Genomic DNA, 20,497 nt, shown 5'->3' with positions numbered 1-20,497 from the left:
ACAACCACCTGCCTCTGCATTGTGTCATGACCATCACAAACGTCACCGCTGCCGACTAGGCTCATAGCTCGTGTCCGGCCAGGCTCATCCAGAAGGAATTCAACTATGGCGAGACAGCACCAGTACCGCGTGACATTTTATGATCAACAAGGAAATTGTCATCAAGTGGAGCTTTCCACCGTCTATCAGATCAGACGGGATCCCCAGTGCGATCTCTGCCTGTTCGACACCGAGCAGTGTGTCGGCTCGGAAGAGATGCTGGAACGCATGATACGGCAAAAAACCGGCTTTGAGCAGGAAATATCCATCATCAACGCCCGACTTGTCTGAGCCGGATCAGACGGGTACCGGACGGGATTTACCCTGCTCGTCGATGGCAACATAGGTGAAAATCCCCTCGGTCACGCAGTAACGTTGAGCCTCGTTGGCACGCAGCACCGGCTTGACCCAGACCTCCAGCTTCAGACGCATGGAGCTGCGGCCAATCTTCAGGCAACGCCCGTAGCAGCACACCACATCACCGACCTTGACCGGGCTGTGAAAGGTCATGCCTTCGACGGAAACGGTACAAATACGTCCTTTTGCCAGCTCCTTGGCCATGATGCCCCCACCTATATCCATCTGGGACATGATCCAGCCCCCGAAGATATCGCCATTGGGGTTGGTATCGGCTGGCATCGCCAGAGTTCTCAGCAACAGTTCCCCGTCAGGGTGACGTTTTGTATCTACCATCATTACCGCTCTCTCTATCATGAATGGCGGCATGATAGGGGGCGAGCCACGCCTTGGCAAACCTCAATTGCCCTGCGTTCTCAGCCAAAATAGGCCTTTGGAGCCGCATGTTACCCGGCAGGGAAACACAATTGAACGAAGGCGAGGCAGCCTCAGTGACCCAGTGCGGCCTGCTCGGCAAACCAGTGGGCCGGATCGGGCCAGCGGTAGCTAAAACCGAGACGCTGGCAGATAAGCTGGCCCTCGATGGGGGCAAAGGTCCCGGCAGGTTCGATGAAGCTGGGTGCCGGTAAACCGAGCAGGCGAGCCGCAAATGGATAGAACTGCTCGCGGCGCGGATGCACGGGAGCGCTCAGGTTATAGGCATCCCCGTTCTCTGGGTGCGCCAGCATCAGCTGACAGGCCGCCACCACATCATCCAGATGCACCAGGTTTACCGCTTGGGCTCCGCCATCGAGAGTCTTGCCCGCCAGAAAACGACCGGGATGGCGATCCGGGCCGTAAAGACCGGCGGGGCGCAGCACCATGGCGCACTCAAAACCGGCGGTCAACACAGCCTGCTCGGCTGCGAGCATTCGCTCCCCTCTGGCGTGACCGGGTCTGGGCTGCTCCCCTTCCCCCTGCCCTGGCGCCCATACCGAAGTGGCGCTGACGAACAGCACTCTCTGCACACCGGCAGTTTTTGCCAGCTGGCATAACCGGGCGATGACCGCAGGGTAATCCTCCGTCTTGCTCGGTGGCACGCAGATCACCAGCTCGCGGCAGACCAGCGGCAAAGCATCCAACCGGGCCGACAATTGCAGCGGCCAGGCCTTCACGCCTTCGGCGGTCAAGCGCTCGGCCTTCTCGACCGAGCTGACCGTCACTACCACGGCCTTGCCTTGCTCCTGCAACGCCCACGCCAGCGGCAACCCCAGCCAACCGGCCCCCACTATTCCCGTCTGGTTCCTGCATTCTGTTGTCATTGGCAAAAAATCCTGGCAAAAAAAAAACGGCCATCCATGATGACCGTCGAAAGTAACGAAGGAAATAGCTGGATTGACCAGTTACCTCCCACAGCGGGAAAATCGGGAGCGCAGGCTCCTAATTCGTGGGGCCTATGCTAGTGGCAGGCTGGCCAAAAAGCTTTGAAGCGGATCACAGTTGAAAAGGATTTCTGAAAACGGTTTCAATTTTTAATGCGGAGTCAGCAAAAAATTGGCCCATTCAGGGCCAATTTCATCTCATCGGGCGACAGATTCGCGACTGACCAGTTCTGCTTCAAACTTGAGCGTCAGCCCGTCAACCGGCTTGTGATCCAGCAGACGCAAGGCCAGCTCGGCCGCGCGGCCGCCCATCTCCTCGATGGGATAGCGCACTGTCGTGAGCTTGGGGTAGATGTAACGGGCATAAGGGATGTCATCAAAACCCACCACAGAGATCTGCTGCGGGATCTTGTAGCCACGCTCCAGCAGGCAGGAGATGGCTCCCGCCACCATGGCGTCGTTGAAACCGAGCACGGCAGTGAACTCTACACCCCGCTCCAGCAGCTCGCCCATGGCCACATAACCGCCGTTTTCATCGGCGAAGGCACGGCCAATCAGCGCAGGATCCAGCTCAATACCCGCCCGTTGCAGGGCGTAGCGGTAACCCGCCATCCGCTGCAAGCCATCCACAAACTCTTCGTCATCCGAGGTCACGAAGGCAATCTTGCTATGCCCGGCATCCAGCAGATGCTGACACGCTGTGGTAATACCGGCCTGGTTATCCAGCCAGACACAGCGATCCTCTGCACCCGGTACCTGTCGGTTGATGAAGACAATGGGGGTATTGCCTGCCACCAGTTCGCTCAGCTCCTCGTCCGGCAGTGCCTTGCTGTGCAAAATCAAGGCATCGCACTGGCGCTGCAGCAGCGCCTGAATGGCATGACGCTCACGTGCCGCATCATGGTTGCCGGACATGACGATGGTGAATTTGTCCGCCTTGTCGACCATGGTCTCGATGCCGCGCATCATCTGGGCGAAAAAGGGGCCACCACACAGGTCCCCTACCAGTACGCCGATGCAGTTGGATCGCTTGCTGACCAGCGCCTGGGCAAAACTGTTGGGACGAAAATTCAGTTCCTTCATGGCCGCCAATACGGCCACACGCTTTTCTGGTGCCACTTGTGCCGTGTTGTTGATCACCCGCGACACAGTTGAAATGGACACATTGGCCAACCGAGAAACGTCTTTAATCGTTGCCACTATCAATTCCTTTGTTGGGGAAGCCTGTCTGTGTTGATCGGGCGATTATATCGAACCTGTCAGACCAAGACGTGGCGCCCGATCACCTGACAGGTTTCCTTTTGTAACAAAACCTTGTGGGATAATAACCATTTTGGGGAAGGAAAGGGAATTGGGCAGCCGCCAAGGCGGCTGCCGTCTCAATAAGCGTGACTCAGCTCGCGTTCGGACATGAAGCGCAACGGCTGTTGCAGCTTGTGCTGGTAGATGAGATCGAACGACAGCACATTCTGCACATAGTTGCGCGTCTCCTTGTAGGGGATGCTCTCGACCCAGACATCCATTGGCCGATTGCGGCTCTGCTCCCGCCAGCGTTTCACCCGCCCCGGCCCGGCGTTGTAAGCCGCCGTCGCCAGAATACGGTTGCCGTCATACACATCCAGCAAGCGCTTGAGGTAGGCACTCCCCAACCTGACATTGAGGGTAGGCTCGAACAACTGCTCGGGATTGCGATAAGGCACCCCCAGCTTGCTGGCTGTCTCCTTGGCGGTACCCGGCATCAACTGCATCAGGCCGCGCGCACCCACCGGCGATTCTGCCCGCGGGTAGAGGGCGCTCTCCTGGCGCGACACCGCATAAAGCAGGCTCATATCGACCGAGCGCTCCCGCGCCATCTGGCTAAAGGTCTGCTTGTAGGGTTTGGGAAAACGCAACTCGATCGCATCCCAGGCTTCGGCGCGGATGCTGGCTAGAATAGCCAGCTCATGCCAGCCCTGATTAAGCGCTATATGACCGAACTCGATGCGCTGGGCAACCGGGTTGCGATCCATGTTGTGGACCCACTCAGCGCGCGCCGCCGTGATTTCGTTCATATCCAGCAGCTCACGCACCCGCAGCAGGAAGGGCCAGCGGTGAGTTGCGGTACGCCAGTCAGGCACCTTGGTACCGGCGCTCTGGTTCTTGATGCGATAAGGCACGCCGGTACGCTGAGCCGCCATGAAGCCATAGAAGCCGCGCAAGTTGGCCGTTTCCAGATAGAGATCCCGCGCCGGTTTCTTCTGCCCCTGCACTTCCAGCGAGCGGGCCAGCCAGTAACGCCAGCGGTCCTCTTTCTGCAAGGCCATCGGCATGCGCTTGACCCAACCGGAGAGGCCGCGCCAGTCCTGTTCCCAGATGGCAAGGCGGGCTCTGAGCTCCAGCAGATCCGGGTCATCGAGCCGCACGACAGTGGCATCCACCCAACTGCGCTGGGCGATGGATCGATCCAGCAGCAGGCGACGGGCCACAGCCCGCTCCACCGGAGCCACCTCGGCAGGCTTCAAACCAAAGCGGGAGCGAGCTTGCGCAAGCTGGCGCAACACGGATTCGGGCTGCTGATTGGCATAACGGGCCAGTCCCAGTGACAGCAGTCGCCGGGAGGGCGCTGCCGTGGAAAAGTAAGCCGGATTCATCGCCCTTGCAGGCTGCTCGAACAAGGCGATCATCTGGTCTGCATAAGGCTGCATACCGCTGCCAAGTTGGGCGCCCAGATGGCGGATCAGGTTGGGGTTTTCCGCTTCAAACGCCAAGGTCATGCGGGTCCAGACCTTCTCCTGAGTGCGCAATCCGGCCTGCTGCCAGAGCTGGAACAAAGGGGCACAGGCATCGGGACGGGATTGGCCGCTCAACCAGAGCTTGCCAGCCTCCTGCAAGGCCTGGGTCTGCTGTCCCGTGTAGTAGCGGGCCTGATAGTGCATGCAGAGCAGATCGGTGGAACTCGGCTTGGCCGGGTAGAAGCGCAGAAACTGGGACCACTGCTGGCTCTGGGCCAGATGGGTCAGGTAGCTGCGCTCCAGGCGATTGGATTGCGGCGTATCGCCGTGTTCGCGAATGAAACGGGTTACTTTGTCATAGTCTGCCGCCCCGGGCCGAAAGGCCAACTGGTAGTAATCCAGATAGGGCAACAGCGGATAATGGGTCAAACGGGCACGAATTTGCTGGAAACGAGCCTGATCGTTGGCACGTACCGCGTCATAGGCCTGACGATAGAGGGACTGATCCATTGTCTGTGCCGCGACTGGCATCAGAAGTCCTGGCACGAACAGCGCCGATAATATGATTCCCTGCACGGCTTTCACCAAAGACGTCTCCATTGAGCAGCAATGCCACCGCCCGCTGGCGGTGGTGTCATATCCACTCATTCTACCCGTTAACATCAAGGGCTACAGCTCGCCCACCATACTATTTTTCTGCCACCACACAGGTATTGTCATTGTGGGTCAGACGCCGGACATAGCGCTCCAGATAGGGCACAGGCAGCGGCTTGGAGGCGAGGTAACCCTGATAGAAATGGCAGCCCTGAGCTTGCAGGAACTCCAGCTGCTGGCGGGACTCCACCCCCTCTGCCGTCACGTTGAAACCCATGTGACGCGCCATGGCGATGACAGCCTCGACGATGGCCATGTTGTCGCCATCCTTGGGAATGTCCTGAATGAAGGAGCGGTCGATCTTGAGCTCATCGGCCGGCAGACGCTTGAGGTAACTCAGGGAGGAGTAGCCGGCACCGAAGTCATCGATGGCGAAGCTGATGCCAATGGCCTTGAGCTCGCTCATCTTGCTGATGGTGTCTTCCGCATGCCCCAGCACCACCGACTCCGTGATCTCTAGATTCAGGCAGGCGGGGTCCATGCCGGTAGCCGCCAGTACGTCGTGAATGCATTCGACAAAATCGGTGGCATGGAACTGCTTGGCACTCACATTGACCGACAGCTGGGGTATATGGATGCCGTTTTCCTCCCACAGCACATACTGGGCGCACGCCTCGTGCAGCACCCAGTTGCCGATGTCGACGATGAGATCCGTCTCCTCGGCGATGGGAATGAACTCGGCGGGTGAGACCAGTGCCCTCCCCGGCGGTTGCCAGCGGATCAGCGCCTCAACGCCTATGATGTCGCCTCCTTCCACCATGTGCTGGGGCTGGTAATAGAGCGTCAGCTCCTGCTGGCTCAAGGCATTGCGCAATTCGTTATGAATGAGCAAGCGACGATCCGCCTGTTGCTGCATGGAGGCATCGAAGAAGCGCCGGGTCTTGCGGCCCGCCGACTTGGCCTGATACATGGCGGTATCAGCCTGCTTGAGCAAGTCATCCACCCCCTGCTCACGCCCAGGAAAAAGGGTAATACCGACGCTGGCACCTATGTGCAGCACCTGCACACCATGGTTGTAAGGCGCAGCAATCTCGCTGATGAGCCGCTCGGCGATGAGGTCGGCCTGCATCTCCGCCTGAGGCGGGCTGGCAGAGAGGGAGGGCAGCAGCAGTACGAACTCGTCACCGCCGAGTCTGGCCAGACAGTCCCCCTGACGCACCAATCGCTTGAGGCGGCTGGATACCTCCTTGAGCAACCAGTCACCGGTAGCGTGACCGAGGGAGTCGTTGATGGTCTTGAAGTGATCCAGATCGATGAACAGCAGGGCCCCGATCAGGTTGTCACGGCTCGCTTCGCTGAATGCCTGAGCCAGGGTTTCGTGCAACTGACGGCGATTGGGCAGGCCGGTCAGCTCATCGTAATAGGCAAGATCCTGAATGCGGCGCTCAGCCGCTTTGCGCTCAGAGATGTCTTCGAAGCAGATGACAAAATGGCTGATAACGCCTTTGTCATCCTGCACTGGCGTGACGATTTCCCACTGGGGATAGGTGTGACCATCGAGGTGCAGGCGCTGAGTCTCCCCCTGCCAGCGGTTGAGGGTATTGAGCTCGTAGCCAAGGCCATCAAGCCCTGACCAAAGCTCATTGCCCAGATGCAGACCTATCACCCGCTGGCTGTCAAAACCGGTGATCTGGCTGAAGGCATGGTTGACCCGCAGGATCTTGAAATCAGGATCCGTGATGATAATGCCTTCATGAGTTTCAAACGCCACCGCAGAGAGCCGCAACTGGGCGTCGCTCTGCAGTCGCTCCAGCTCGGCCACCATACGCACGGAGAAGATGGTCAACACTGATCCCAGATTGGGGATCTCAATCTCGCCGGAGAAAAGCAGGGCCAGATGACCCAGGATCTGGCCATTTCGGTCAAACAGCGGCTGGGCGTAATAACGCTGCCCCGCCTTTAGCTGGGGGTTGAGCTGACAATGGGCCTCAAGGGTGACAACACAGGCTTCACCGCGCCGATAAACCTGATGACAGGGCATGCCAGCGAGCTCGTACTCCTTGAGGTCGATGCCGTGACAGGCCAGCACCTTGAGGCGATCGCTGCCGGTGCGCTCTGCCAGCCAGACCGCATCCGCAACCAGAATATGAGCAAGCTGATTGACCAGGGTATCGAAGAAATCGAGCCCGGTTCTGGCGGAAAGCGCCTGGGCCAGCTGGGCCAGCAAGGGGTCTTGCAACAGAGGAAGCTGCTGGGATAACTCGGCAGGCAAGGGGGTGCTGCGGGTGGTATCGAGCGGCGCAAGCCAGCCACAGCAAACCTGCTGGGCGGGGATGTACTGACCGCTCCAGAGCACGTGGCGCACGCTCCCCTCTTCATCGTTCAAATGGCCGATAAACTGGGCCGGTTGGTGCGAGTGATAGAGTCTGGAGAGAAAATCGGAGAATCCGGGTTCATCATCTGCAGCCAGCTGACCGGCCCAGGGGTGTGCGCCCTCCCCTTGCCAAAGCTGGTAAGAGGCATGATCGGACAGGCTCCACTGCTCCTGTTGTCGATCATAAAACCACATCATTTGAGTGGCTTGCTGTTTCATGTACTACTCCAACACCACAACAACCACGTTCAATGCCCGAATAACTTGATAGCGCCCACATTCACAGGTCGCACTACGGCATGACGAGGTGCGGCGGGAAGTGCGAAAGATGCGAGACTAAGCGGTGGAAACCGGACATGAGGTCGACATGCGGCGCTGCCAAGAAGGGACAGAAACGATCCAAGTTTTCCCATACTGCCTGCCTGTTTCATGGAGCTCAAGCGCTTTTTGGTGCAGAACGGGAAAAGATCACAATTTATATGTCCCGTGATAGTAAAGGGCTCATTTCGTGACCCAGATCACATTTCATTATTCCCCCATGAGTAATCTGAAGGTGAAGACACAAGCAAGACGACCCGAAGGGGGCCAATATGAAAATCGAAATTACCAGCAAAATCATCGACATTACCCCGGCTATCCGCGAGCGCATTGAATCCCGCTTTGAAAAGCTCGAACGTCTTCAGGTGCCTCTCATCACACCTCATGTGATTGTCTCCAAAGAGCGTCTGATGTTCATCATTGAAGCCACTGCTGGCATCCCCAACGGCAAACTGTTTGCCCAGGCAGAACACGAGGATCTTTACGCCGCCATCACTGAACTGGGGCAAAAGCTGGAGCGTCAGCTCACCCGTCACATCGAAAAACCCATTGCCCGTCGTGCGGCGGCCAGTGCCAAGGAAATTCCCCAGCCGGACGAAGCCGACGCATAATCCGCAATCACATCACACCAATTTGAATTCAAAGGCGGGATCTTCCCGCCTTTATTGCATGCTGACTTTTGTACGATCCCCTTCATGCTTGTGCCGCTGTCCTCAACTTAACCAGTGCAACCGCGTACCCACCCCTTCTTGCAGTGCATTGAGGACTGGCAACATGAGCAAGGGGTCGTCACGCCTTGGTTGATCCGCCAGCTTGTGCTGCCAGCGCTCGCGACCTAGGGGCGAGAGGTTGTCATAGACGGCAGGATCCAGCGCAGCTTGCGGGCCGAGCAAAGGCGGTGATTGCAGCGCCAGCCAAAGCCTCACATCCACCATGGATCCCCCCTGCTGCAACCGCTCATTGAGGTGTGCAGATCCCCCATCATCCTCGCCTCCCTGCAAGGGGGTCACGGCCGGTAGTTCAAAATGGCTGCGCCAGCCCCGGGTATCTGGCTTGGAAACCCGCACCGGATCGAACCAGGGCTGCTCTTCCACAGCATCGGTCAGCAGGGCCAGGTGCAGACGAAAGTCGGCCCTGTCTCCATGCTGGAGATCACGGTTGAGACGCTGCCCCAGCTGGGCCTCGTCAACCAACAGCTGATCACGAATCGCGCTGGGTAACATGAGATAACTCTTGGAAATAGTGGTTTCATTGCTTATCGGCCGCAAATCGGATCCTTTGAGCAGGAAAAATCCCGCCAAGGGGTTCACAACGACAGAAGATCTGTTAGTATGCGCCTCGCACTTGTGGAGGGGTTCCCGAGCGGCCAAAGGGATCAGACTGTAAATCTGACGGCTCTGCCTTCGAAGGTTCGAATCCTTCTCCCTCCACCATTTCAAGTGCAGCCAGTACGCAAGTCAGGCCAATAAACGTATGCAATACCCCGTGGAGGGGTTCCCGAGCGGCCAAAGGGATCAGACTGTAAATCTGACGGCTCTGCCTTCGAAGGTTCGAATCCTTCTCCCTCCACCACTCTTCAGAAAACCCGGCCTGGCGCCGGGTTTTCGCATTTCTGGCCATCAGGATGTCGTGTGACCCACCCTCACACTGCCCCATGAAAACGGGAGGCCAAGGCCTCCCGTTTTTGCATCCCCCTGCCCTACAGAGTGAAGCGGTAGAAGATGTCCACCGCCTGGGCGACGCCGCTCATGGCCTGCAGATAGAGTCTGGGCATCAGCTCGTAACGCAGCTTGAACTCGGCGATGGGGCTGAACACACCGACCCCGTACTGGAACTGCAAACCGGGCAACAGGTAGGCCGACAGGGTCACCTGAGTGTTGTTGCCACTGCCGGCGGTATCGAGCGCCACATCGCTCATGCCGAGGGATTCCCCCAGGCTGGAGACCACGCCATTGGCCTGGCTGACGGCACCGGCCACCAGCAGGCCGTTGAAACCACCATCTTCACCACTGGTCTGCAAGCCCTTGCCGCGCAGCAGATAGGAGAGCTGTTCGGATTGTGCCATCTGCGGCTCGGAATAGACGGTGATCTTGGGCTTGCTCGCCGGCCCGGTCACCCGCACCCCGACCGTCACCTTGTCCTCTATGGTATCCGGATCCCGATAGGCCTCTATGTTGAGGAAAGGTCGATCGAGCGGGCCAGAGAAGAGGATGCGGCCATCCTTGATGATGAGGTTCTGACCATAGGCCTTGAACCGGCCATCGTTGAGCACCAGTTGACCGTTGCCCGCCAGTGGCCGGGAAGGCTCCTGGCTGATATTGATGCCACCGCCCACCCGGGTTTTTAGCCCCATGGCCTCCAGCCGAACGTCGTCCCCGAGCCGAACGGCCAGCTTGATTGCCATCGGCAGCGGCGCCGCCTTGGGCACAGGCGGCAGGTCGTCATAGATCACTGTCACATCGTCGGAGACAGAGACAGCACTCTCCGGCAGGCTCTTGACCAGGATCCGCGCCCAGGGAATATCGACCTGACCACTGACCCGGGTCTCCTCTCCCAGCGAGATGGCGATGTCGGGGGAGAGCCGCACCCGTCCCATGCCCGGATACTGGGCTTCCAGTTCCTTGCCCTGAATGGTGAGACTGCCCGTCACCGGCATGCTGGCCCAGCTCAGCCAGCCACCCAGCGCCAGCGGGCCCTTGCCCACCAGCATGGTACCGTCGAGCTCGGCCCGGTTGCCTTCTATCTTGAGGTGGGTCACCAGCTTGGAGAGGGTCACCATGTCGGAGTGGGTCTGCACCTCTCCATCGAGCAGGTTAAGCTGACCGAACAGCAGAGGGGACGCCAGTGTGCCATCGAAGCGGGCATCGGCCGAGATGACCCCCTGCAGGGAGCGCACCTCGGGAATGAGGGGTGCAAACGTCGTCAGCTTGAGGTCATCAAACTTGAGCTGGCCTGACAGAGTGCCACGACCGGCCGGATCCTTGATCAGCAGATCGGTATCGATATGACCTATCTGTTTGGAGACGAAGTCGAGCCGGATCGCCGCCTGCTGGCGTTCAAAGTCCACCCCCAGTTCGAGGCGCTGATAATCGGTCTTGAGCCCATCAGCCACGAAGGTGCCCGGTGTGGTGCGCACATTGGCATGCAGTGTCGGCTGATTGCCACGCCAGCTGGCGCGACCATCGGCTGAGAGCACCGCCTGCCAGCGGAAGTTTTCCGGCAGCCAGGGACGCAGGCGCTTGAGATCAAACTCGCTTAGGGCAAACTCCAGGCTTCCTTGCTGGGCCGAGACCTGGCTCCCCTTGACGCAGAGGCTGGCCCCCTGGGAGGTCAGGCAGAGATCCCCCATGGTCAGCCGCTGGCGTGGCAGATCGAGATCAAGGGCCCAGGGGGCGGTCAGCTCCCAGCGCCGCAACGGCGTCTTCAGCTTGAGCTCCGACAAGGCACCACGCCAGCGATCTCCGCGCAGCCCGCCGCTCAGGTTGAGGTTGGCCGCAACCGGATCGCCCTTCATGGTCAGACTCAGCACATGTTGGTTGAGGTCGCCACTGAGCGTCAGGGCCAGCTGACTGAGGGTGGTTTTTCCCTGCGCCAGACTCGCCACCGTCAGCGCCAGTTCACCGGCCGGCTTGTCACCGACCAGGGCATTGCCCTTGATGGCGATCCCTTTCAGATCCGTGCCCGCATAATAGAGACGGCTGGAGACCAGTTCAGTGGTGACCCGCGGCGCTTTCTGATTACCGGTCAGACGCACCTGTCCCTTTATGTCCCCTTTCAGGCCAGGATAGAGCCCCGTCAGATTGGGTGCATCGAGATCCGCATCCAGTCGCCACGCCTGCTGGCTGAGGCTGCCCTTGGCCTGCAACCGGTTGGGGCCGCTTTGCAGCGCCAGAGCCGGGATCTGCCACTCCATCTTGTCGTTGCCGCTGATCTCGCCCTGGATGGCGAGCGGATACTGATTAAGCTTGCCCTCGACTTTCAGCTCGGGCAGTTGCAACTGCCAGTGACCCGCCTCGCTCAGTTCGAAACGGCTGACTATCTTGCCCGCCAGCTTGCCCTTGAGTTCAGGCACCAGTTCGGCGGGATTGATCTCCTTGAATTCGGTGGTGCCCTGCCAGCGAACCCCCTTGTTCCAGGCCAGCTTGCCATCGAGCTTGAGCTCCCCCTTCAGGGCGTTGAGCAGCAGGTTTATCTGGTTGAGTTGCTCCAGATCCCCCTTGCCCGTCAGCGCCAGCTTGAAGGGGGGCACATCCGTGCCCTTGCCGGCGGTATTCAAGGCAAATTGGTAGGCAGAGAGCTTGCCCTTGGCGGTCAGGCTGCCCTTGTCCAACTGATAGCCGGGCTCGTCCTTGGCTGCTTGTTTGGTGACGGTGAGGGGCCAGCCGAGGCGCTTCCACTCCAGCGCCAGGTCAAACGGCAAGTCAGGGTTGAGGGGAGACAATGACCCTTTGAGGTTGGCGGCCACAGGCCCCTTGGCTTGCAGTGCCAGCGCCAGCTTGCCCACTGAGCCACCCAGGGTCAGGGTCGCCTGCTCCCCTTTCAGTTCCCCATCCAGCAACCCCTTGCGGGCTTTGGCATCCAGGGTCAACGCCAGCGGATAATCCTCGGTCAGCCGGACATGGCCCTTGAGCGCCAGATCCGCCATGGCATGGCGCAGGGAGAGCTCACGCACCTCGATGCGCTCCTCTTTTGCCGTGGCCGACAACCGCAGAAAATCGAGCCCTTCGATCAGCTCCCCTTGCTGGTAGTGCAGCTTGGTGGCATGCAAACCTTCCAGCTGGATCGGGAATGGCAAGTGAATGGCAGGCAAGGTTATGGGTGCTGTCTGCTCTGCCTTGCCCTTGCCCGCCTGCTGCGCCTTGGCGCTCAGCATGGGTTGGGTGGCAGCCTTGTCTGCAGTCGCCTTGTCTTTGGTCGCTTTCTCCCTGGCAGCCTTGTCGGCAGCTGGCTTGGCTGCATTGGCAGGCGGTGTCTCGGCCAGGATCACGCTCAGACCATCGAGCACGGGCCCACGCACTATGAGCCCCTTGCGATTGAGGGAGGCACCGATATCCAGCGACGTGAGGGTTACCGCGACCCCGGGTACCGCCAGATCCAGATCTGCCACCTTGAGGCTGTCGATCTGGATTTTCAGCGGCAAGGGCCGCCAGACAAAAGGCTCCGATGGCGTTTCCGGTGTCGGTTCAGACTCGGCAACCTTCACCACGGGATGGGTAACCGACAGGGATTTTATCCAGAGCTTGCCCTGCAGCAGCTTGCCCAGATCCCAGTCGAGCACGGCCCGATCCACAGTGACATCCACCAGTTCATCCTGCCAGCCGACCCCTTCCAGGGTCCAGCCGTAACCCAGTTGGCCAGCCACCAGCTCCCCCTTGAGAGAAGGCAGCGCAGCCCTGGCCTGCAACCACAGCCACTTGTTGCCCTGGTGGGTGAACCCCAGCAGGCTGACGCCGATGAGCAGCAAGAAGACCAGCCCCATCAGCCAGAGAAAAATGCGTTTTACCCAGATCACAGTGCAGACCCCCGCGAAACATGCAGCCGCAGCGGCCAAAGAAACGTGCGTTCAAACGAAATCATAATTCAGGCCCCAGCGCGAAATGCAGCCTCAGCGGCTTGTCTTCCTCGGAAATGCCCACCGCCAGATCGAGCCTGACCTGACCTATGGGGGTCACCCAGCGCACACCGACACCTGTCCCTATCTTCCAGGCTTCGCTGTAATCCTCGGTTGCCGTGCCGCCATCCACGAACAGGGCACCGAGCCACTTGTCGCTGAACCGGTAGTTGTATTCAGCACTGGCGGCGCTCACGTAGCGTCCCCCCAGCAACTTGCCATCACTGTCTCGCGGCGAGATGGTCTCATAGCCGTAGCCACGTACCGTCTGATCGCCCCCGGTAAAGAAGCGCAAGGAGGGGGGTACCAGCGAGAAGCTGTCCCCTATGATGGCGCCCTGCTCGGCCCGCAGCAGGAAGCGGTGATCATCCCCCAGAGTGCGCAGCCACTTGCTGCGGCCCCACACCCGCATGAAACTGATATCCGATCCCCAGTAAGGGTCGGAAAACTCCAGGGTCAGTTGCTGGCGATCACCCCAGTCCGGTACCAGACCACCGCGCACCCGCAGCCGCGACCAGGAGACGCCGGGGATCAGCAGCAAGCTGTTCCCTTCATCCTTGCCCTGCACATAGCTTTCGTTTTCAAGCCGGATGAAGACGTCGCGGTCCCATGTCTCCGGACGCCGCGTCCAGCGGTGGACGCTGAAGGTGGCGAGATCGGAGCGGGTGTCATTGTTGTTGGTATAGCGATAGCCGGTTTGCAGGGAGTAGTAATCCCGCAGCGGGTTGCCCACCGGGATCTGGTAATCGAAGCTGAGATCGGCCTGAGGGGCGGAGACATTGGCGGTCGCGTTGAGGCGGTGACCATAGCGGTTGACCCAGGGCTTCTCCCAGGTGGCACTCATGCGCGGGCCCACGTCGGTGGCAAAGCCGACACCCGTCTCTATCTCGTGGTCAACCCGGTTGGACAAGGTGACCTGCACAGGTACACGGTTGCCCTCGGCCTGACTGATCATGGGCTTGATATCCACCTGCTTGAACAGCTTGGTGGAGGAGACATCCTGCGACATCTCGGCCATCCGGATCGCCAGATAAGGGTCGCCACGCTTGATGTTGATGAGCGGTCGAATGAGGCGCAGCGCCTCCGGTGTGGCGTCGTAGTGGATCTCGCCAAAGTGATAGCGGGGGCCGGAGCGGAACAGGATGAAGATTTCGGCCGTGCCCTGATCCGGGAACACCTTGACCTGGCTCTTGCTGATCTTGGCATCGAAATAACCCCGGGCCAGCCCCAGGTTGCCCAGATCCGCCTTGATGGATTCGTACTTGCCGTGGTTGAGGGCATCGCCCTCTTTCAAGGGCAGCTTGTCCAGCAGCTCGCTGTAAACCTCGTCGCTGCCCGCGTCCCCTTCCAGCAAAATATCGAGGCGAGAGATGATGACAGGCTTGCCCGGATCCACCTCTATCACCACCTTGGAGGGAGCCTGCTTGTCGCGACTCAGGGTGATTTTGGGCTGATAGTAGCCATAGACCTGCAAGGCTTTTTGCACGCTCTCGGTGATCTTGGCGCGCGCGGGGCGGAACTGGCGTTCCTGATAGACAGGCAGGGCATTGAGGTAGGCTTCAACGTTGCTCTTGTTATCCCCTCTCAGACCCTTGATCTGATAGGTGAGCTTGGCCGCCATGGCGGGCGTGACAACCAGCAGCAGACAGAGGCTCAGGCCAAGTGCACGAAGCCCGCGACGGAACGCCCGTCCGGGCGGTGAGATCCCTGCTGGCAGGGGCGGATTGCATCCTGTCAAACGTCAATTTCCCCGAAGAACATGATTAAAATAATGCAGTATTCAGAACGATAATGAGGCTCACTCGATGGCAAGCGCGCCTCATCCTAGCATATCCCCAGCCCAACATCAGAGCGGGGTGGCATTGAAATTCACCATATTATTGAAGCCTTTGCCGACCGGGTGACCCCCTTTACCCCCGCGCCGGCCACGCTGACCTGCGCCATTGCGGGTAAAAAGGGGAATTCCTCGCCCGTCAGGCCATGAAGTACCGCCTCAACGGCGGCGACTCACGTCAAGGACCCACTCTCCAGGCGCCCCGGATGATGCGACATCCATTGTCGGCAAACGGTCAAAATGACATCACCGCCCTCATGGCCTGCCCCCAAACACTGGCCCTGGCGTCCCCCTCCCTTGAAGGCATGTCTATTTAGACGATATAAATCAATTGGTTGAGTAACAATAATCAAAGCCTCGTTCACCTCAATCGATTTATCCCGCTGCCACCTTGCCTCTCCCTCCACCACACTGGGTCTATCAACAAAGGGACGCACATCATCTTCGCCAGCCTTGGCGTTATTCATTGAGGGGACACATCATGCATGCACGTAGCGAACAGATGGCTGACTATATTGCCGATCGTCTCGAGTTCATCACTTTTCTCGCCTGTTGCAGCGCCATGCTGGCCTTGCTGACGGGCATGAACGGCCAGCAGGCGCTGGCCTTTACCGCGCTCAATCTGCCGTTCGGGCTCGCCATTTTGCTGGGGCTAGCCATGCTGGCACCGCTGCCGGCACACTGGCGCCTGCCGGGTGTCACCCTGCTGCTGGCGGGCAGTGCGCTGGCCACCCTGCAACTGGGTGGCAACTGGCTCAACCCCCTGGCCATCTGGAGCCTGCATGCCCTGCTGGGCCTGGAGATACTGTGGCAATCACGCCCAAGGGCGCATCTGACGGCTCACCTGCGTGGCTAATGCCAGAGTCCGGCTGACGTGTGCGATGAATTGGGGTAATCTTGCGCCCCGATTTGCAATCCGCCGAGGAGCACCCGAATGAAGAAAGCCTGTGCCCAGCACATCCTGGTCAAGACCGAGAAGCAGTGTCTGGAGATCAAGGAGAAACTTGCCAAGGGAGCCGACTTTGGCCAGATGGCCAAGCGCTTCTCCACCTGCGCCTCATCCAAGCGCTCGGGGGATCTGGGGGAGTTTTCGAAGGGTGACATGGTCAAGCCGTTTGACGATGCCGTGTTCAAGGGCGAACTGCTGACAGTGCTCGGCCCGATACGCACCAAGTTCGGCTTTCACCTCATCAAGGTGCTATACCGCAACTGATTGCTCATAAACGGATGGCTCAGAGCTCTGGTGACAACACCAGGGGCCAACCGCCGCACCGGCGGGCATAGAAGCCAAAGCGCCAGGGATGGCGTTGTGCCCAGTTATCCATCTCGGATGCCGGCGTGAACCGGCTGTCCGGCCAGAGCGATACCCGGCTAGCCCGACCATGCAGGGCCTGCCAGCGGGTCAGGCTGATGTCAGCCAGACGCCATTGAAAATCATCCCTTGGCAACAGCGCCGGGGCGAATGCCTGACCACGGTTGCAATATTGTCCGCCCCCATCATTGCCATCCACCAGTTGCCAGAAAATATTGAGCAGATCCCCATATCCCACCAAAGCCGGATCGTATTCGATGCGTACCGCCTGACGCCGCATCGCCCTCTTTTCAGCGTCCGGGTTTCCTTTCGGCTCGGGTGTGACATAACCGGGCTCGACCCGGGTCACGCCGGGCACGGCTTCATAAATGATCTCGGCGCGCCACATGTCCCCCGCCGCCATGACAGCCGTGTCCGCCCAGAGCGGAGTGCTTTGGAAAAGCAGCAGGATTGAGATAAATTTACTAACGTTATCAGTCAATTAAGTTTATCCTTCTGGGCACATGTCCATCATAACCAGTGGATCCCCGTTATGCCCAGTTATTTGTGGTGGCCGCTGCTGGCCTGGATGCTGCCCCTCGCTGGCGCCCTCGGCAGTCGCATGCATCTCTGGCCCTGGTGGGCAGGCTTCGCCCTCTGTCTCGTCAGCGCCCTGATCGCCCTTGGTCTCTTGCTGCGCCTGCCCTGGAGCCGGCACAAGGTGCCAAGCCTGTGGGGCATAGTTCCCCTGTTGCTGCCCCTGCTGTTTGTGGTGCAAGCACTGCGCATGCCGCTGACCAACGATGTCAGCACGGATCCCTATCATCCCCCCGCCCTTGCCTGGGCTGCCGAACTGAGAAGCCCGCAGGATCTGCCGATAAATCCGGCCCCCTTGCAAGTATTTGAGAAAAATCCCGGTCCTCTCTATACCAGAGCCTCCCCGGTCGAGGTGATCACGGAAGCGAGCGAGCTGATGGAAGAGCTCGGCTGGCAGCAACGACCGAGCCCAACCGGCATTGATGCCATCGTCACCTCTCGCTGGTTCGGCTTTCAGGATGATGTGGCCTTGAGGGTCTTTGCGGGCCCCAAGGAGACCCGAGTCGACATGCGCTCTGCCTCCCGTCAGGGGCGCAGTGATCTGGGGGCGAATCGGGCACGGATCCATGCATTTCTGGATCTGCTCAACGAACGGTTAGGCGGCGCCTATAAACCCAAGATGAAGAAAATTGAAGAGGATCAGTATGCGCGTTGAGGTCAAACCGGATCGGGAATATGCCTGGTTTATCCGCCCCTTTTTCTGGTTGCAAAAACGCAACTACGGTCAGGTGCTGATCCCGGGCAAATGCTGGGGCCGCTCACCACGGCTGTTTGCCGCCGTGGCGACCCTGTATGGCGTCATCAATCGCAAGCGCTCTCCCATCGATCCCGTGCTGCGCTCCCTGGTGACGGTCAGGGTCTCCCAGCTCAACTGGTGTCGTTTCTGTGTCGACATCAACGCCATGACCCTCATCAAGCGAGCGGGCTCCAGCGACAAGGTGGAGGCGCTGGCCCACTGGCGCACCAGCCCCCTGTTCGATGAACGGGAAAAGGCGGTGCTCGACTACACCGAAGCCATGACAGGACTGGATGGGGTGAGCGATGAGCAGGCGGCTCGCCTCAAGCCCTGGTTCGATGACGATGCCATGGTGGAGCTGACCGGTCTTGTCGCCTTCCAGAACATGTCGGCCAAGTTCAATGCGGCCCTCGATATTGCCCCCCAGGGTTTCTGCCAGTTGCCGGTGCAACCTGAGCGCCCCGTGGCAGCCCCAGAACAGCAGCCCGGCAAGGACGCCTGATGAAACGCGCCCGCCTGCTGCTCCTGCTGGTGATGGGGTGCCTGATTGGCGCCTTTTTCGCCCTCGATCTCGGCCGCTACCTGAGCCTGTCCCAGTTGCAGGCCCACCAGGATGCACTGGCACAGCTGGTCGACACCCATTTTGTCGCCGCCTGCCTGCTGTTTGTGGCTCTCTATGTGATCAGTACCGCCCTCTCACTGCCCGGCGCCAGCCTGCTCACCCTGGGGGGCAGCGCTGTATTCGGCATTGGCTGGGGGCTGCTGCTGGTCTCCTTTGCCAGTACGCTCGGAGCCACACTGGCTTTTCTCAGCGCCCGCTTCCTGCTGCGCGACTGGGTACTCAGGCACTTTGGCGACAAGCTGGCCACGTTTCAGGCCGGCATGGCAAAAGACGGCGCCGCCTACCTGCTGAGCCTGCGCCTCATCCCGCTCTTTCCCTTCTTTCTGGTCAATCTGTTGATGGGGCTCACCCCCATCAGAGTCAGTACCTACTACTGGGTGAGCCAGCTTGGCATGCTGCCCGGCACCTTCGTCTATGTGCTGGCGGGAAGCGAGCTGGCAACCCTCACCAACACGGGCAATATTCTCTCCCCCGGCCTGATGGTGGCGCTGACCCTGCTGGGACTGATGCCCTTTCTGATGAAGAGGGCGATGACATGGCTGGCCCTGCGTCGCCTCCATGCCCCCTACCAAAAACCAAGCCGCTATGACTACAACCTGCTGGTGATAGGTGCCGGCGCCGGTGGTCTGGTGACCAGCTACATTGCCGCGGCGGTGAAGGCCAAGGTGGCGCTTGTCGAGAAGCACAGGATGGGCGGGGACTGCCTCAATACCGGCTGCGTTCCCTCCAAGGCGCTGATCCGAAGTAGCCGCTTTGCCGCGGAGCAGCGCAGGGCCGGGGAACTGGGTTTTAGCCCGAGTCAAACCCGCGCCGATTTTGCCGCCGTGATGGAGCGGGTGGCACAGGTGATCAAGGAGGTCGAACCCCACGACTCGGTGGCGCGCTATCAGAACCTGGGTGTGGAGTGCATCGAGGGCGAAGCAAAACTGGTCTCCCCCTGGGAGGTGGAGGTGAATGGCCGACGCCTAACCAGCCGCCATATCGTGCTCGCCACCGGGGCCAGGCCCCTGGTGCCCAGCCTGCCGGGACTGGATCAGGTGCCTTATCTCACCTCGGATACCCTCTGGCAGCTGCGCACCCCGCCCCGCCGCCTGCTGGTGCTGGGCGGCGGCCCCATTGGCTGCGAGCTTGCCCAGAGTTTTGCCCTGCTTGGCATACCAGTCACCCAAGTGGAGCTGGCCGATCAGCTGCTGCCTCGTGAAGAGCGCGACGTAGCCGATGCCCTGCAACACCAGATGGTGGCGGACGGCGTCACCCTGCTCACCGGCTGGCGTGCCGAGCGGGTCGACTATGTGCCGCAAGAAGGGAGTGAGCAAGGGGAACACCTCCCCATCCGGCTCCACCTGTGTCGGGGCGATCAACGCCTGATGGTTGAAGGGGATCAACTGCTGCTGGCACTGGGACGGGTTGCAAATGTCAGCGGCTTCGGCCTCGAAACGCTGGGGGTCGAGCTGGCGCCTCGCGGCACCATTGCTGTCGATGGTTTTCTCGCCACCAACTACCCAAGCATACTGGCGGTGGGCGATGTGGCAGGCCCCTACCAGTTCACTCATTTTGCCGCCCATCAGGCCTGGTATGCCGCCGTCAATGCCCTGTTCGGCCAGTTCAAGCGCTTCAAGGCGGATTACAGGGTGATCCCCGCGGCGACCTACACCAGCCCGGAAATTGCCAGGGTGGGTCTCAACCGCAAGGAGGCCATGGCTCAAGGAATCCCCTTCGAGGTGACCCGCTTCGCGCTAGGGGAGCTGGATCGCGCCATTGCCGATGGGGAGCGCCATGGCTTTATCGAGGTGCTGACGGTGCCCGGCAAAGACAAGATACTCGGTGCCACCATAGTGGGCACTCACGCCGGTGAGCGGCTCGCCGAATTCGTGCTCGCCATGCGCCACCAGCTGGGGCTTGGCAAGATACTCGCCACCATCCACGCTTATCCCACCCTGATGGAGGGGAACAAGTACGTGGCCGGTGAATGGAAACGGGCCCATCAGCCCACTCGGGTGCTGGCCCTGCTGGCCCGTTATCACCACTGGCGCCGCGGCGCCTGACCCTTTG

16 protein-coding genes and 2 tRNA genes are annotated in these 20,497 nt (G+C 60.0%); 9 read left to right on the top strand and 9 right to left on the bottom strand.

Going from position 1 to position 20,497, the window contains the following annotated elements; genetic code table 11:
- Nucleotides 1-105: 105 nt before the first annotated feature.
- Nucleotides 106-330 carry a hypothetical protein gene (locus AC1P02_RS13245; protein WP_034523267.1) on the top strand — a complete coding sequence of 75 codons (225 nt, stop codon included), beginning with the start codon at nt 106-108 and terminating at the stop codon, nt 328-330.
- 6 nt (nt 331-336) lie between these two features.
- Here the strand turns inward: AC1P02_RS13245 and yciA are convergent, their stop codons facing one another.
- From yciA to AC1P02_RS13220, 5 genes are all read right to left on the bottom strand, one after another.
- Nucleotides 337-735, bottom strand: coding sequence for an acyl-CoA thioester hydrolase YciA (gene yciA / locus AC1P02_RS13240; RefSeq protein ID WP_005309782.1), 399 nt, complete (start codon nt 733-735; stop codon nt 337-339).
- Nucleotides 736-884: 149 nt separating this feature from the next.
- Nucleotides 885-1,697 (bottom strand): NAD-dependent epimerase/dehydratase family protein, encoded by an 813-nt coding sequence (locus tag AC1P02_RS13235; protein WP_485182424.1) that lies wholly within the window; start codon nt 1,695-1,697, stop codon nt 885-887.
- A gap of 258 nt (nt 1,698-1,955) precedes the next feature.
- Nucleotides 1,956-2,957: a LacI family DNA-binding transcriptional regulator gene (locus AC1P02_RS13230; protein WP_131731731.1), complete on the bottom strand. Its 1,002-nt coding sequence runs from the start codon at nt 2,955-2,957 to the stop codon at nt 1,956-1,958.
- Between the two features lie 179 nt (nt 2,958-3,136).
- Complete coding sequence (locus tag AC1P02_RS13225; protein ID WP_485185454.1) at nt 3,137-5,053, bottom strand: transglycosylase SLT domain-containing protein; 1,917 nt, start codon at nt 5,051-5,053, stop codon at nt 3,137-3,139.
- A gap of 103 nt (nt 5,054-5,156) precedes the next feature.
- On the bottom strand, nt 5,157-7,655 hold the full coding sequence (locus tag AC1P02_RS13220; protein ID WP_219592087.1) for a putative bifunctional diguanylate cyclase/phosphodiesterase: 2,499 nt from the start codon (nt 7,653-7,655) through the stop codon (nt 5,157-5,159).
- A 371-nt stretch (nt 7,656-8,026) separates the two neighbouring features.
- Here AC1P02_RS13220 and hpf point away from each other — a divergent pair, with 371 nt between their 5' ends.
- The gene (gene hpf / locus AC1P02_RS13215; RefSeq protein ID WP_005309768.1) at nt 8,027-8,365 is read left to right on the top strand and encodes a ribosome hibernation-promoting factor, HPF/YfiA family; all 339 of its coding nucleotides are present in this window, start codon (nt 8,027-8,029) and stop codon (nt 8,363-8,365) included.
- Between the two features lie 102 nt (nt 8,366-8,467).
- Here the strand turns inward: hpf and AC1P02_RS13210 are convergent, their stop codons facing one another.
- The gene (locus AC1P02_RS13210) at nt 8,468-8,977 is read right to left on the bottom strand and encodes a VC2046/SO_2500 family protein (protein WP_485182423.1); all 510 of its coding nucleotides are present in this window, start codon (nt 8,975-8,977) and stop codon (nt 8,468-8,470) included.
- 125 nt (nt 8,978-9,102) lie between these two features.
- Between AC1P02_RS13210 and AC1P02_RS13205 the strand changes: the two genes are divergently transcribed.
- Nucleotides 9,103-9,187: transfer RNA gene (locus AC1P02_RS13205), tRNA-Tyr, on the top strand.
- A gap of 54 nt (nt 9,188-9,241) precedes the next feature.
- Nucleotides 9,242-9,326: transfer RNA gene (locus AC1P02_RS13200), tRNA-Tyr, on the top strand.
- 127 nt (nt 9,327-9,453) lie between these two features.
- Here the strand turns inward: AC1P02_RS13200 and tamB are convergent.
- Together tamB and tamA are read right to left on the bottom strand one after the other, a co-directional pair.
- Nucleotides 9,454-13,266 (bottom strand): autotransporter assembly complex protein TamB, encoded by a 3,813-nt coding sequence (gene tamB, locus AC1P02_RS13195; protein ID WP_485182422.1) that lies wholly within the window; start codon nt 13,264-13,266, stop codon nt 9,454-9,456.
- A 61-nt stretch (nt 13,267-13,327) separates the two neighbouring features.
- Complete coding sequence (gene tamA / locus AC1P02_RS13190; RefSeq protein WP_011898917.1) at nt 13,328-15,103, bottom strand: autotransporter assembly complex protein TamA; 1,776 nt, start codon at nt 15,101-15,103, stop codon at nt 13,328-13,330.
- A 577-nt stretch (nt 15,104-15,680) separates the two neighbouring features.
- On the opposite strand from tamA, the gene AC1P02_RS13185 reads away from it, so the two are divergent.
- Nucleotides 15,681-16,055, top strand: a complete 375-nt coding sequence (locus AC1P02_RS13185) for a hypothetical protein (RefSeq protein WP_005309754.1) — start codon at nt 15,681-15,683, stop codon at nt 16,053-16,055.
- A 78-nt stretch (nt 16,056-16,133) separates the two neighbouring features.
- Nucleotides 16,134-16,412, top strand: coding sequence for a peptidylprolyl isomerase (locus AC1P02_RS13180; protein WP_043138524.1), 279 nt, complete (start codon nt 16,134-16,136; stop codon nt 16,410-16,412).
- Nucleotides 16,413-16,431: 19 nt separating this feature from the next.
- On the opposite strand, the gene AC1P02_RS13175 is transcribed toward AC1P02_RS13180, so the two are convergent.
- Nucleotides 16,432-16,992 carry a peptide-methionine (S)-S-oxide reductase gene (locus AC1P02_RS13175; RefSeq protein ID WP_485182421.1) on the bottom strand — a complete coding sequence of 187 codons (561 nt, stop codon included), beginning with the start codon at nt 16,990-16,992 and terminating at the stop codon, nt 16,432-16,434.
- A gap of 51 nt (nt 16,993-17,043) precedes the next feature.
- Between AC1P02_RS13175 and AC1P02_RS13170 the strand changes: the two genes are divergently transcribed.
- Genes AC1P02_RS13170 through AC1P02_RS13160 form a run of 3 tightly spaced genes read left to right on the top strand, consistent with a single transcriptional unit; the run spans nt 17,044 to nt 20,490 of the window.
- The gene (locus AC1P02_RS13170; RefSeq protein ID WP_058395016.1) at nt 17,044-17,742 is read left to right on the top strand and encodes a DUF1499 domain-containing protein; all 699 of its coding nucleotides are present in this window, start codon (nt 17,044-17,046) and stop codon (nt 17,740-17,742) included.
- Complete coding sequence (locus AC1P02_RS13165; RefSeq protein WP_125596405.1) at nt 17,732-18,325, top strand: carboxymuconolactone decarboxylase family protein; 594 nt, start codon at nt 17,732-17,734, stop codon at nt 18,323-18,325. The genes AC1P02_RS13170 and AC1P02_RS13165 overlap by 11 nt, the downstream gene beginning before the upstream one ends.
- Nucleotides 18,325-20,490, top strand: coding sequence for an FAD-dependent oxidoreductase (locus AC1P02_RS13160; protein WP_485182420.1), 2,166 nt, complete (start codon nt 18,325-18,327; stop codon nt 20,488-20,490). Before AC1P02_RS13165 ends, AC1P02_RS13160 begins: the two co-directional genes overlap by 1 nt.
- Nucleotides 20,491-20,497 lie beyond the last annotated feature (7 nt).

It is taken from the genome of Aeromonas sp. TS_SC_11 (assembly GCF_057318915.1).
Note: the sequence above shows the minus strand (reverse complement) of the source record. Positions and strands in the feature narration are given on the sequence as shown.

What these genes read in the sequence shown, in the direction of transcription:
- AC1P02_RS13245 (WP_034523267.1), top strand. Translation starts at nt 106, where the DNA reads ATGGCGAGACAGCACCAGTACCGCGTGACATTTTATGATCAACAAGGA.
- yciA (WP_005309782.1), bottom strand. Translation starts at nt 735, where the DNA reads ATGATGGTAGATACAAAACGTCACCCTGACGGGGAACTGTTGCTGAGA.
- AC1P02_RS13235 (WP_485182424.1), bottom strand. Translation starts at nt 1,697, where the DNA reads ATGACAACAGAATGCAGGAACCAGACGGGAATAGTGGGGGCCGGTTGG.
- AC1P02_RS13220 (WP_219592087.1), bottom strand. Translation starts at nt 7,655, where the DNA reads ATGAAACAGCAAGCCACTCAAATGATGTGGTTTTATGATCGACAACAG.
- hpf (WP_005309768.1), top strand. Translation starts at nt 8,027, where the DNA reads ATGAAAATCGAAATTACCAGCAAAATCATCGACATTACCCCGGCTATC.
- AC1P02_RS13210 (WP_485182423.1), bottom strand. Translation starts at nt 8,977, where the DNA reads ATGTTACCCAGCGCGATTCGTGATCAGCTGTTGGTTGACGAGGCCCAG.
- AC1P02_RS13185 (WP_005309754.1), top strand. Translation starts at nt 15,681, where the DNA reads ATGCATGCACGTAGCGAACAGATGGCTGACTATATTGCCGATCGTCTC.
- AC1P02_RS13180 (WP_043138524.1), top strand. Translation starts at nt 16,134, where the DNA reads ATGAAGAAAGCCTGTGCCCAGCACATCCTGGTCAAGACCGAGAAGCAG.
- AC1P02_RS13170 (WP_058395016.1), top strand. Translation starts at nt 17,044, where the DNA reads ATGCCCAGTTATTTGTGGTGGCCGCTGCTGGCCTGGATGCTGCCCCTC.
- AC1P02_RS13165 (WP_125596405.1), top strand. Translation starts at nt 17,732, where the DNA reads ATGCGCGTTGAGGTCAAACCGGATCGGGAATATGCCTGGTTTATCCGC.
- AC1P02_RS13160 (WP_485182420.1), top strand. Translation starts at nt 18,325, where the DNA reads ATGAAACGCGCCCGCCTGCTGCTCCTGCTGGTGATGGGGTGCCTGATT.